Source organism: Psychrobacter sp. AOP3-A1-26 (assembly GCF_052378235.1).
GTDB lineage: Bacteria > Pseudomonadota > Gammaproteobacteria > Pseudomonadales > Moraxellaceae > Psychrobacter.
Map to the genome: position 1 here is coordinate 1 of NZ_JBQSXN010000087.1, position 13,043 is coordinate 13,043.

The following is a 13,043-nucleotide window of genomic DNA, read 5'->3' on the forward strand; positions in this document are numbered from 1 at the left end:
GGGCATATGGATCACGGGCATATGGATCACGGGCATATGAATCATGAGCAAATGAATCATGAGCAAATGAATCACGAGCAAATGAATCACGAGCAAATGAACCATGAGCAAATGAATCACGAGCACTGAAAACGACACAGCCTGACTCTGCTTCTAGCGCTTGTCACTGTTTAAATCGTAAGGCTTAAATTACAAGACGTAAGATGATGAGCGTCGCCTTAAGAGCAGAGCCATATAGCCCATTATTATTTAAGGATCTACTGATGAGTAGACAAGATCAGAAACCAAAAAATTCTCAGCATTACTTTACCGTGTGGCGTTGGCACTTTTATTCAGGGATTTTTATTGCTCCTTTTTTGATTATTCTTGCTTGTACTGCGCTTGGCATGCTGCTGATGTCTAATACGACGGGCCGAGATTACGATCGCTTGACCATTACCCCGCAGACTACGGTACAAATGTCTGTTTCCACTCAAGCCAAAGCGGCGCTTGAAAGCACGCCTGACAGCGCACTCATAAAATACATCGCGCCCCGAGAGCCTGATACCGTTGCGCTGTTTCAAGTACGATCAGACAGTCAAGATAATATGGTGGCTATTGATCCTTATACGGCAGATATCGTCAAAAGCATACCAACGAAAAGTAATTTGTATCACACTTTTGATGCGATTCATGGAGATCTGCTGTTAGGAACGGTAGGAGATTATATCCAAGAAACCACGGCGGCATTGACCATCCTGATGATCCTAACGGGTTGGTATTTGTGGTGGCAAAAACGCAAATCTGTCAAAGCCATGCTAGTCCCTGATGAAGGGACGAGCCTGAAACAAAAACGCTCGTTCTTTCGCACCATTCACGCCACACTGGGTAGCTGGATATCGATTGTGTTGCTGTTTTTTTGTATTTCTGGCATGGCATGGGCAGGTATTTGGGGTGGCAAAATGGTACAGGCATGGAGTCAGTTTCCTGCTGGAAAATGGGGTGTAGCCCCTGTACCGACTTCGATCAATCCTGATGATCCTCATGCGGGCATGGACATGAGCGAAGCTGCCCCGCATGTTCATGGTTCAGATAGCACACCAACACATGGTAGCGTTTTAAATACAGGTAGCAGTAAGGAAGTGCCTTGGGTACTTGAGCTGACGCCAATGCCAATCTCTGGTACGACCAAGGGCAAAGATGGTATCGCCCCGAACCTACCGATCAATATAGATACAGTGGATAAGTATGCACGAGAAATAGGGTTTACAGGCCGCTACCATATGAACGTACCGCAAGATAGCACAAGCGTTTGGACACTCAGCCAAGATTCTATGAGCTATGATATGCACAGTCCCACAGCTGACCGTACTGTACATATCGACCGTTACTCGGGTAAAGTATTGGCAGATATTCGCTATGATGACTACAACGCGTTTGGGAAGTTTATGGCAGCAGGTATTGCCCTACATATGGGAACGCTTGGGTGGTGGAGCATACTCGCTAACGTACTGTTTTGCCTAGCAGTCATCGGTATCTGCATCAGTGGTTATGTGATGTGGTGGCAACGTAGGCCTAATACTCAGGAGGTTATCGGGTTAAACCCACCAGCACGCGGTATTAAGAGATCGATACCAACATGGTTAGCGATTATTCTTATTGTCGTAGCAATAATCTTTCCCACAGCAATCATCGCCATCATCGTTATAGCGTTGTTAGATTTTTTGGTTATTTCGCGTTTTTCTGTTTTAGAGAAATTATTGAAATAAAGTTTTATCGAAAGTAAAGTTATAATAATTGCGATAGTTTAAACTATCGCAATTATTATAATAGCTTTGATTTTATAAGAAGTGTATTAAATAAAATAACTATCTATATGAATATAGTCAATCCACAATAAAACTGGAACAACCCATATCGTAAAACAGTTTAGGTAGATTATTCTGCATCCACCCTTGGCGCAGAAACTTAGCCTGTGCCCATTTTTTCTCAATAGGATTCAGATCAGGACTGTAGGGTGGCAGCCATAAAATACGATGGCCGTGCCTGTTCAGTAGTTTTTGAATACGTTTGTTTTTATGAAACCGAGCATTATCCATCACAATCACGCATTTAGTTTTGAGACTTGGAATTAGTGTGTATTTGCACCAGTCATAGAATATGGTGCTGTTAATGTTCTGCTCGAAGTAATCTATGGCAAACAGCATCTTTTCATACAGAGCACCGATAACATTCGTACGCTTTTTTGCTTGCCAATTGTAGCTATCGATACAAGGTTTACCAACCGGTGCATAGCCATGAGAACGAATGGTCTCGTGCTCAAAGCCGCTTTCATCCATATAGACAATGGGATAGCCTTGCTGTGTAAAGCGATCAAGCTTACTTAGATATATCGCTCTTTTTATCGGACATGCTTTTGGATGCTCTAAGGTCTTTTTTTTGAGTGATACTCAACCGTTTTAATGCAGCTTCTATACCTGATTTACTACAGCCTAAACGCCGTGCTCGCTCATACATATAATCGTCTGGATGCTGCTCAACATCTTTCAATAAGGCTTCATTTGATATTTTAGTCGGTGCTTTATTTCTGGTAGTTTTAGGAACTAAGCTCTGCTGCCAGCTGTGGATCGAGCTTGTGCTAAGCTGGTAAAAAACAGCGGCTTCTCGAATGGTCATGCCGTCTTTAATGCTACGCAGTACTTGCTTGCGAAAGTCGATTGAATAGGTCATCGTTTATTTCATTAAATGAATGAGTTATGAATATTGTATCGGTTTTATTTAAGGTTGACTATACTTAGCAGACTGTCATTACCATCAAATCTGTAAGATGAAACTTAGGGAGTCAAGTCCATAAATATTAACTTGGAAGACTATCGTTTTGAAAAAATTCTGATTTGCTGTTTACTTCCATCCAAATATGAAAATATCAAAAAAATGTTAATTAATTAATAGACTACTTAAAATATTCTATTGTAAAAAAACCGCTCATATTAGATCATTGAGTTGATCGTATTCATTACAGCTTATTCGAATACTTTATTTCTGTCATAACAGACTTGATCAATATAATTTTTATGATAAGACCAACTCATAACTCGTACTACGTCCTGATGCTACAGATTTTTGCATCATATCCTTCTCTATCAAATCATTGATATCTCGTAGTGCCGTATCTATAGAGCATTTGGTCATAGTTGCCCATTTTTTAGTGGTAAGTTTGCCATAAAAATCAGTCAGCAAAGTATTTAGCATTTTTACTTGCCTATCATTCAAAGCGTGCTGTCGATGCGTTTGCCAAAAGCCTGACTTACTAATAGTTTTATCCGTGGTTTCTTGAGCAGCAATGAGTGCTTGCTCTAATGTTTGTAAAAACCAGACCAACCAATCCGAGATATCAGTATCACCCTTTTGCGTGCGCTCTAGTATTTTATAATAATCATTACGCTGTTTAAGAATTTGCGCTGACATACTATAAAAGCGCTGGGCACTGTTATCGTTTTTTGCCAGCATTCGTTCTGTGATTGCTCGTGTTAGTCGTCCATTTCCATCATCAAATGGATGCAAAGTCACAAACCATAAATGAGCAATACCTGCTTTAATGACTAAATCTATAGCATCTTGCTCATTTGACGAAGTATTAAACCACAATAAGAATCTGTCTAACTCATCTGGCAACCTATCCGCACTCGGGGCAACAAAATGAACCCGCTCGCGACCATACCCACCAGACACTACTTGCATTGGCCCTTTACTATCATCACGGATACTACCTGTTTGAATACGATAAAGCCCACTATATCCATCTGGAAATAATGCTCGATGCCATCCGAGTAAATCATCTAACAATAGCGGCTGTTGATAACGATAGGTAGCACTTAGCATCATCTCTACCACGGCATCGATCTCACGAGTAGTGGTTGGCATACTGGCATTATCCAGCCCTAAATGCCGCGCAACTGAGGAACGCACTTGATCGTTATTTAGAGACTCCCCTTCTATCTCAGAGGTTTTGACAATCTCTAAAGTCACAGCATCTAATTGCGCCTCAACATTTAACTCAAACCCTAGCGTTAGCAATTTTCCTAATAAACGACCTTGTAATATTCGCACCCGACTGACGAGTGGCAATAGCTTTTTGTCCGACCATTGCCACTCAGTCCAATTTGAGTGCTCATGAATATAAGTAGTATGCTTCATACGTTCCCCAGAGATATGCAGAGATTAGAACAGTAATCTCCTTATATTATGCAGAGAATAAGCAGTAGAAACAATACGTAGAAATTCAAAAACGACCATAGCAGACGTAATAAGAATAGATTCTCAACGAACAAACATAGTTTTTTTTGTTCTGAGAAGGGCTTGAGTAGAGGTAAAAACACTATAAAAATACAGTGCCCAAATACGAGTTAAATTTTACTTTATTATAATTTACATTGTGATTATTCAATCGTATAATATCTACAGGCCATAAAGGTCAATGAATGTAAGATATTATCATAATAAGCATTTTGGTCGAGCGACTTTGACATGGTAGAGGTCAGCAGTTCGAATCTGCTTATGCCTACCAAATATTTAGAAAGCCCCAGTCTAACGACTGGGGCTTTTTTTGTCCGTAAAATAGAGACCATCCCAGATTCTGTGTAACTGCCATTGACCACTTTTTAGACGCCTGCTGGGTTGCCAGATAACTTAAGTTGTCTGGTAATTATTATATCCCAAAATGACATCTGTTGTCGCAGAAGATATCCTATCCATTGTTTTGCAAATATAATTCCAGTAAGGTAAAGCCATACCTAAGATAAGGTTTTACTTTACTGAAATTACTATGGCTAAATCGACTAACCCCTATACAGGTAATAGCTTCGCCTCCTCTGATCTCAAGACCATTCTGCACTCTAAACGCGCCAATATCTACTATCTCTCGCATTGCCGCGTCATGCAAAAAGTGACTTAGAAATCTGCTCTATCGAACTCGGGCTTGGTTATCTGCTTCATCACCGCTCAGGTGACTTAGAAATTCGCTGGATCTGATAAACTGAACCGCCCCGAGTATATCGGAGAGTGATTTACTTGAGTCAGGCAGCCATGCCTGACAGGATTAAATTATCAGAATACCGCTTTTCAAATTCAAAAGGTGATACATATCCAATCGTGCTATGCAATCGTGTTTTATTAAACCAATCCACCCATTCAAGGGTTGCCAGTTCAACATCATTAACGCCAGTCCAGTTCTCCTTTAAATAGTCGGTGGTGTTCTAAAAAGTATGCTGGCGATAAAAGTCAATAAGAAACCTATGCTACGTTCTCTGACCCTATAGGGCTTTTAAGGCTTCAATAATTGTTTAAATTTTAATCAGCATACTTTTTGATACACCATCACAATCTGAATGGCTTATACCACTAGGACCACGTTAAACCAATGAGAGTACCTCACATAAACAGCTATTCGTCAGGCTGCTTGATTAACAACTCCCAACTTAGAGACTCCTTTGATATAATTTTCTAAGATAAATCCTACGCTGATTAATCTCCAGCGCTATTTATCCAAGAAAACTCTTCCATAATGCGTATCCATTGACTATCCAATCCTGCTTTTAATAACAATGGCTCACCGGTAACTGGATGGCTGAGCGCTAAACTCTGAGCGTGCAACAGCATGCGCGCGCAACCATATTGCGTACGAAAAAATCGATTATGCCGTCCGTCGCCGTGGCTGGTATCACCCACTATAGGATGGAATAAATGCCTCATGTGCCGACGTAGCTGATGTTTTCGTCCAGTTTCAGGTATTAAGCGCATGAGACTATAGCGGCTAGTGTCATGCTTTTTTGACACCGCAAATGGCAGCTCAACTTGTGCCAAACGTTGCCAATGTGTCACCGCTTCTTGAGCAGGTTTGTCCAAGTCAGCAAACTTATCGGCAATGGCATCGGGCTGAAAGCTCAACGCATAATCAACAGTGCCCTGCTCTGGCATAAAGCCGCGCACTACGGCTAAGTACTGCTTGGTAATTTTGTGTTCAGTAAAAGCTTCAGTAAGGCTACGCGCCACGGCTGGGCTTTTGGCAAACAGCAACACGCCTGAGGTGGGCTTATCTAACCTATGCACCGGAAATACATGGCAACCTACCGCATCACGGGTGAGTTGCATGGCAAAGCGTGTCTCGCCTTTATCCAGCCAACTGCGATGCACCAATAGACCAGCCTCTTTATTAATCGCTACCAGAAACTCATCTTCATAGATGATGTCTATTTGGTTAGCGGTGTTGCTTTCGATATTCATGTTTTCAGTGCTCATACTTTAGATACTGTAATTATATGTCTGCTATATATATCCTTTTTATCGCAGCCTATCAAGTCATGCACAAAGGTCTTTGACCTATGCTGTCAGTTTTGTAGAAACTGACTTGGGAGGTTTGAATCAAGTGGCCTAAATGAGTTGACTGCTGCCCTTGCCCTTTACTAATCTCTAAATAATATTAATTTCATAACTGAACTTCTCTGCCAACCCATATGACTCTCTATATTCAATAGGCTCACCTTCTAAGTTCTTAGCAATGCGGCATACTTTAACTAAGTTTTCTTTTTTAGTATTGCCCACCTCTATCATATAGTTTCTTGATTATCATTACCTATACCACCCTTTTTTATCAAGGATAACCAGAAAGTATTTAGCATCACTTGCACTCGTTTTCCTTGCTACTCTAATTTTTGTGAATGGTATAACGTCATATGATAATATTTGGTCGACCCTATCTTGACATAATAGAGGTTAAATCTGTAGCTTTGTACAGATGGCTTCAAATATGTAAAGTAAGCTATCGCTCGTAATAGTAATCATCTAAAATACCTGCTACCTCTGCAGAACATCAATTTATAACAGTCTGACTTACTGCAGACCCTTATTGCACCACCGGTATCACTTGATACATCTCACACTAGCAATAACAGACTGTCCGCTACACCAACGTAAGGCTAATCATAATGACATCAATAATTAGAGTCGCCATCGCCGGTTACGGCAACCTCGGCCGCGGCGCCCAAGCCGCCATCAAGCACTGTCCAGACATGCAATTAGTCGGTGTATTCAGCCGCCGAGATCCCGCCTCCGTCACCCTGATTGACGATAGCGCACCCGTCTACGCCATGGACGATATTGCACAATATAAAGACGACATAGACGTGCTGATCTTATGTGGCGGCTCCAAGTCTGATTTGCCCGAGCAAGGCCCTGCGCTTGCGAGTTTATTTAACATCGTCGACAGCTTCGATACCCACGCCAAAATCCCCGAATATTTCGAAGCGCTTGACGCGCCTGCTAAAAAAGCCAGCAAAGTCGCCATGCTGTCCGTAGGTTGGGATCCCGGTTTATTTTCTATCAACCGCTTATACGGTGAAGCTATTCTACCGGTCGGTGAAACCTATAGCTTTTGGGGCAAAGGCTTAAGCCAAGGGCACTCAGATGCGGTACGCCGTGTGGATGGTGTTCAGGCAGGCGTGCAATATACCCTGCCCTCAGAATCTGCCATGGCGCGCGTACGGGCAGGCGAACAGCCCACGCTCAGTACCCGTGAAAAGCACACCCGCGAATGTTATGTCGTGCTAGCAGACGGCGCCGATGCCGATACCGTGCGCAACGCCATAGTAACCATGCCGGATTATTTTGCTGACTACGACACCACAGTGCACTTTATCGATGAGCAAACTCTTGAGTCTGAACACAGCAAGATGCCGCACGGTGGCTTCGTCATTCGCAGTGGCGTCAGCGGCCTCGATAATGAGCAGAACAACCAAGTGTTGGAGTTTTCATTAAAGCTCGGCAGTAACCCTGAGTTTACTGCCAGCGTGCTCGTGGCCTACGCCCGCGCCGCCTATAAAATGAACGTGGCAGGCGAAACTGGTGCAAAAACCGTGCTCGACGTCGCCCCTGGTTTGTTGTCGCCAAAGACGCCGGCACAGCTGCGTAAAGAGTTGCTGTAAACGCTAGCTCTATAATGGAAAAAGCTCTAAGCCAAAAACAAAAAGCACCCAGCCATTAAAGCTCGGTGCTTTTTTTATGGTTTAATGTGGTCTAATTTTTGGCGCCGCTACTTTAGCTTGGGTAACGCTGATCGTTAAGATAATACTTATACCAAAAAAGATAAATATTTCAAATAGTTGCAGAATTATTAAAAAGTCAAGTGTATAGTAAAGTATAGGAGTAATTTTTTAAACAATACTGCATCTATATTTGGAGTGTAATGCTATGAGCCGAGGTACTCGCACCATCGAAATCTATCGCTACGATCCTGATAAGGATGCAGCGCCGCGTATGCAAAGCTATACCATTGAACTTCTAGATTCAGATCGCATGTTACTTGATGTATTGATACGCCTTAAACAACAAGATGAAACCATCACTTTTCGCCGTTCCTGCCGTGAAGGTATTTGTGGCTCTGATGGCATGAACATCAATGGTAAAAATGCCTTGGCCTGTTTAACCAATATGAATAGCTTACCCGAGACAATCATTATTCGACCGTTACCAGGCTTGCCCGTGGTTCGTGATTTGGTTATCGATATGAACCAATTTTATGAACAATATGAAAAGATTCATCCCTACTTAATCAACGATCAGCCATTACCGGTAACGGAGCGCTTGCAGACGCCTGAGCAGCGCGAAAAGCTCAACGGTCTCTACGAGTGTATCTTATGCGCTTGTTGTTCAACGGCTTGCCCTTCATTTTGGTGGAATCCTGATAAGTTCTTAGGACCTGCCGCATTGTTAAATGCTAATCGCTTCGCTGTTGATAGCCGTGATACCGATACCCGAGCACGTTTGTTACGTTTAGAAGATCCGTTTAGTTTGTTTCGTTGTCGCGGTATTATGAATTGCGTGTTGTATTGTCCAAAAGGCCTAAACCCAACTAAAGCCATTGGTAATTTGCGTAATATGCTGATTAACCAAGCGGGCTGAGGAACGAGATTATGAGTCAAGATACTAATAACAACTCTCGGGAAATCTCTGTATTTGATACTTTCAGTACAGCGCTAGAGGTTAAAGCACTAGATATTGATAATAGTTGGATTGAGGAAATAAGAGAATGGTCAGACACATTTGATATGCTCGGCTATGAGACGCCTAATGATAAAGAGGTGTCTCGTATCCAAAAGCTAGAGGTTCTAGAAATTATAGAAGTGGAAGTCACTGGGCTAGACGAACAGGAATATAGACGTATATATAGAATAAATTATAGCTCTAATGAACTGACTTACCTCACAGGTCACGTGGAAATTAATTTTCATGGTATTAATTCGAGTGACTTAACAAATAATATGGACCACCTCACTAACCTAACGAAACTTTTTATTAATCGTTACGAGCTTAGAGAGCTACCTCAAAGTCTTGGGCAACTCAGTAACCTTACTGGGCTTTTTATTGATAAAAGCAAGCTCAGATACTTACCTGATAGTATTGGTCAGCTCAGTAACTTAACTAAGCTTGTTATTAGTCATTGCGAGCTTAGAGACTTACCGGATAGCGTCGGCCAACTCAGTAACCTCACTGAACTTTTTATCAGTCATTGTGATATTAAAGAATTGCCTAACAGTATTGGGCAACTCGTTAACCTTGTTGAACTTGATCTTATTCACTGTGAGCTTAAGGAGTTACCTGACTCTATTGATCAACTTGCTAGTCTTGCTAAGCTTTTTATCAGTGAATGTAAGATTGAATATCTACCTGATAGCATCGGCCAACTCAGTAATCTTACTGAGCTTGATCTGATTCATTGTAAGCTTAGACAGTTGCCTGATAGTATTGGTCAACTCACCAACCTAAATAAGCTTTATATTAACCATTGTGAGCTTACAGAATTACCTGACAGTATCGGACGACTGACTAATCTAACCGAGCTGTTCATTAGTCACTGCCCTCTTCAACAACTCTCTACCAACATTGGACAGCTCTCGAATCTAAATAAACTTGATATTATTCACTGTCAGCTTCAAGAATTACCTGATAGCATCGGACAGCTGACTAGCCTAGCTGAGCTTAATCTTATTCACTGTGAGCTTCAAGATTTACCCGGTAGTATGGGGCAACTCACTAGTCTTGCTGTGTTAAATCTGATCCACTGTGAGCTTAACAGCCTGCCCGATAGTATTGGCCAACTCACTAATCTGACTGTACTTAACCTTACTGGTTGTAAGATTAAAGAGTTACCAGATAGCATTGGCCAGCTCAACAACCTAAATAAGCTTTATATCAGTCATTGCGACCTTAAAAACCTACCGGATAGCGTTGGGCAACTTACTAATATGACTGAGCTATTTATAAGCCATTGTGATCTTAAAGATCTACCTGATAGCATCGGCCAACTCACGAAGTTAACTCAGCTTGATCTGATTCACTGTAATCTTAACAGCCTGCCTGATAGTATTTTACAGCTCACCAATCTAGACTGTATTAACCTTAAGGGAAACCCGCTTAATAGTCTTTCTCCAAATATACTGGATTACTTACATTCTATAGAGACTGTATACGGTTTGGAATTATAGATAATAACAAGCAGTAATGGCGTATTTAAGCCATATATTCAAGAGACTCTCCTAGATTCAAATAATAGTTATTTAGGGGTAGTAAGTCGCTATTACTAGCAAACTATAGTTAAGTATAAACAAAGAAGATACAAGTCACATAGTGTATTCACTTGCAGTGTACTGACAGGGTTGCTTAGAATTTAGCTCTGTTATTACCAATATAGAATTGAGCCTTATTTCACAATGAGCCGTTTATTCTTTAGTAATTTACGTATAGTATGATTACTAATTTTTAGGGAGAGAATATTATGATCTATTTTAAGAGAATGTTTTTCATATCCATCGTAACATTACTTGCCGGATGTATGTCTAATCCCGCTAGTAACAACACAGTAGATTCAGGTGTTGTTACGACATCATGGGAGAATCTAGTCTCTATGATTAATACTGGAAACTATCAATCCGTTGGCCAACAGCATGATAAAACGGTGAGGTTGGTTCTTGATAATGGAAAGGTATTTCAAGCTAAAGAGCCAAAAATAGATGATGTATATCAAGTTGTTAAGGATTGCTCGAAATGCTCAGGAAAGCCATTTCTAACAGAGTAAGCAGTATATAAATTATTCTTATTAAAAGTAAAAAAATGGTTGTAAACCAGTATTTACAGCCTTTCTTTTTTGTTCAACCCCTCCTAATCAGAGTTCATGATTACTAATAACTGAGCTTTGTCTTTAATGGTAATAAAACCATAGTGCATATCAAGCACTGCCTGTTTTTGCCATCTCTGTATTATTTTATTGATGGTTTGTCTGGTCGTGCCCAGCATAAATCCTAGCTCTTCTTGCGATAAGCGCAAGTCTATTTTAATAGTATCCCCCGTCTGCTTGCCATACGTTTCTACTAGCCCAATAATCGTACTAGCCAACCGTGCTGAGGTGTTTAATGAAGTGGCATCATTAATCCAATCAAAAGCTTTTCGGATTCTTTGGCAAGTAATGAGCGCCAAGTGCTTGTACAAAATAGGGTGCAATTGGGCGGTCTGCATCACCACGCCTCTAGGAATCGATAGGAGGGTAATCTTGTTCATAGTCCATGCATCATGCGTGCGAGGGTTATCATCTAAAATAGATATTTCACCAAACCAATCACCACTAGACAGGTGTGTCAACGTAACCCCATTGCCGCTCGCATTAATATTACATACTCTCATCGTGCCAGCCAGCAGCAAATGTAGGGCTGCTGCCTCATGGTCACCAACTGTCTGAATCATTTGGCGTTTTTGATATGTTTTTAGTACTGCATTAGCCGCTAATACGGCTTGCACATTGTCAGGCAGTTGGGTAAACCAGGGGTCTTGGTTTAAATAATGATTGATGTTCATAAGTGTAAGGTTTTTGACAGATTTGGTTTTATAAATGGTATAGAGTTATTGTTCAAGCTATTTAAAACGGATTGCTGACAACAATAAGGGACTATACCATGCAAACAACAACGCAAGAAAGCTCAACCGCTAATGATTCAGTAATGACTGACTCAAGCACGAGTCTACAGCATAATGTGAGCGAAGCAGAGTGGCAAATGCGCGTAGACCTTGCCGCTTGTTATCGGCTCATTGCCTCTTATGGCTGGGACGATCTGGTATTTACACATATATCGGCACGTGTACCAAGTACAGAAAATGAATTTTTAATCAATCCATATGGCCTATTGTTTGAGGAGATTACGGCTTCTAACTTGATTAAAGTAAACCAAGACGGTGAAAAAGTATCGCCGTCAGAGTTCGATGTCAACCCAGCAGGCTTTACGATTCATAGTGCTGTACACCAAGCCCGTGACGACGCTCATTGTGTGCTTCATTTGCATACCAGTGACGGTGTGGCCGTCTCGATCCAAGAGCAAGGTTTATTACCTATTTCTCAGCAATCATTACTGCCCCTATCTAACTTGGCATACCACGATTATGAAGGCATTGCCTTAAACCCTGAAGAAAAAGTACGCTTGGTCGCCGATTTAGGGACCGCGAATTTTATGATTTTACGCAACCACGGCTTACTCACTTGCGCCAGTACAGTCGCAGATGCTTTTTTAGCCATGTATATCATGCAAAAAGCCTGTGAGATTCAAATTAAAGCACAGAGTGGCGGCCATACTTTGACTGCCATACCCACTCAAATATTAGCGGGTATTCAAGCGGCATCAAAACAAGTCACTAAAGAGGGTAATGGCGACATTGCATGGCCTGCTTTGTTAAGAAAGCTGCGCCGCACTGACCCCTCGTTTGAACAGTAATGGCATATAGCTGTCATAAAGCAAAAGTGCTTACTTAATATTTTTAAGTGCAATGAAATAATGGAAGCATTTATTTATTGAATTAGATATACCTGATGAACCAATGAAGTTACATAACCAACAAGGAAGCTAAAACTATGAAACAGACTGCTACCAAAACATCATCAATTAAAGATACAACCATAGAAAAAGACAGCAATGGCAATCTTATCAATAAAGAGAGCCCTGCCGATCAGAAATTTTATGACTTTTATT

11 protein-coding genes and 3 pseudogenes are annotated in these 13,043 nt (G+C 41.3%); 7 read left to right on the top strand and 7 right to left on the bottom strand.

Annotated elements, in window-relative coordinates; genetic code table 11:
- Positions 1-263 precede the first annotated feature (263 nt).
- Positions 264-1,748: a PepSY-associated TM helix domain-containing protein gene (locus tag ACT3TU_RS11885; protein ID WP_192523580.1), complete on the top strand. Its 1,485-nt coding sequence runs from the start codon at positions 264-266 to the stop codon at positions 1,746-1,748.
- 117 nt (positions 1,749-1,865) lie between these two features.
- Here the strand turns inward: ACT3TU_RS11885 and ACT3TU_RS11890 are convergent, their stop codons facing one another.
- The 3 genes from ACT3TU_RS11890 to ACT3TU_RS11900 all read right to left on the bottom strand — a co-directional run bounded on the left by ACT3TU_RS11890 (position 1,866) and on the right by ACT3TU_RS11900 (position 4,176).
- Positions 1,866-2,384 (bottom strand): IS630 family transposase, encoded by a 519-nt coding sequence (locus ACT3TU_RS11890; protein ID WP_227501958.1) that lies wholly within the window; start codon positions 2,382-2,384, stop codon positions 1,866-1,868.
- On the bottom strand, positions 2,359-2,709 hold the full coding sequence (locus tag ACT3TU_RS11895) for an IS630 transposase-related protein (protein WP_025643996.1): 351 nt from the start codon (positions 2,707-2,709) through the stop codon (positions 2,359-2,361). The genes ACT3TU_RS11890 and ACT3TU_RS11895 overlap by 26 nt, the downstream gene beginning before the upstream one ends.
- Positions 2,710-3,051: 342 nt before the next feature.
- Positions 3,052-4,176, bottom strand: a complete 1,125-nt coding sequence (locus ACT3TU_RS11900; protein ID WP_192523579.1) for a Fic family protein — start codon at positions 4,174-4,176, stop codon at positions 3,052-3,054.
- 628 nt (positions 4,177-4,804) lie between these two features.
- Between ACT3TU_RS11900 and ACT3TU_RS11905 the strand changes: the two are divergent.
- Positions 4,805-4,924: pseudogene (locus ACT3TU_RS11905) on the top strand (type I-F CRISPR-associated endonuclease Cas1f); the annotation flags it as partial.
- A 130-nt stretch (positions 4,925-5,054) separates the two neighbouring features.
- Here the strand turns inward: ACT3TU_RS11905 and ACT3TU_RS11910 are convergent.
- The 3 genes and pseudogenes from ACT3TU_RS11910 to ACT3TU_RS11920 all read right to left on the bottom strand — a co-directional run.
- Positions 5,055-5,225, bottom strand: a pseudogene (locus tag ACT3TU_RS11910) (integrase core domain-containing protein); the annotation flags it as partial.
- A gap of 277 nt (positions 5,226-5,502) precedes the next feature.
- Positions 5,503-6,261, bottom strand: coding sequence for a tRNA pseudouridine(65) synthase TruC (truC, locus tag ACT3TU_RS11915; protein WP_192523588.1), 759 nt, complete (start codon positions 6,259-6,261; stop codon positions 5,503-5,505).
- A 186-nt stretch (positions 6,262-6,447) separates the two neighbouring features.
- A pseudogene (locus ACT3TU_RS11920) lies at positions 6,448-6,558 on the bottom strand (GntR family transcriptional regulator); the annotation flags it as partial.
- A 404-nt stretch (positions 6,559-6,962) separates the two neighbouring features.
- Between ACT3TU_RS11920 and ACT3TU_RS11925 the strand changes: the two are divergent.
- From ACT3TU_RS11925 to ACT3TU_RS11940, 4 genes are all read left to right on the top strand, one after another.
- Positions 6,963-7,958, top strand: coding sequence for a diaminopimelate dehydrogenase (locus ACT3TU_RS11925; RefSeq protein ID WP_192523578.1), 996 nt, complete (start codon positions 6,963-6,965; stop codon positions 7,956-7,958).
- A 265-nt stretch (positions 7,959-8,223) separates the two neighbouring features.
- The gene (locus ACT3TU_RS11930; RefSeq protein WP_192524150.1) at positions 8,224-8,934 is read left to right on the top strand and encodes a succinate dehydrogenase iron-sulfur subunit; all 711 of its coding nucleotides are present in this window, start codon (positions 8,224-8,226) and stop codon (positions 8,932-8,934) included.
- An 11-nt stretch (positions 8,935-8,945) separates the two neighbouring features.
- A complete protein-coding gene (locus tag ACT3TU_RS11935; protein ID WP_192524149.1) occupies positions 8,946-10,517 on the top strand; it encodes a leucine-rich repeat domain-containing protein in 1,572 nt (523 codons plus the stop codon).
- A gap of 290 nt (positions 10,518-10,807) precedes the next feature.
- On the top strand, positions 10,808-11,107 hold the full coding sequence (locus ACT3TU_RS11940) for a hypothetical protein (protein WP_192524148.1): 300 nt from the start codon (positions 10,808-10,810) through the stop codon (positions 11,105-11,107).
- 83 nt (positions 11,108-11,190) lie between these two features.
- Here ACT3TU_RS11940 and ACT3TU_RS11945 read toward each other — a convergent pair whose 3' ends face one another.
- Entirely contained in the window at positions 11,191-11,880 is a 690-nt protein-coding gene (locus ACT3TU_RS11945) for a Crp/Fnr family transcriptional regulator (RefSeq protein ID WP_192524147.1), read from the bottom strand.
- 98 nt (positions 11,881-11,978) lie between these two features.
- Between ACT3TU_RS11945 and ACT3TU_RS11950 the strand changes: the two genes are divergently transcribed.
- Positions 11,979-12,788, top strand: a complete 810-nt coding sequence (locus ACT3TU_RS11950) for a class II aldolase/adducin family protein (RefSeq protein WP_263972267.1) — start codon at positions 11,979-11,981, stop codon at positions 12,786-12,788.
- The last annotated feature ends 255 nt before the right edge of the window (positions 12,789-13,043 follow it).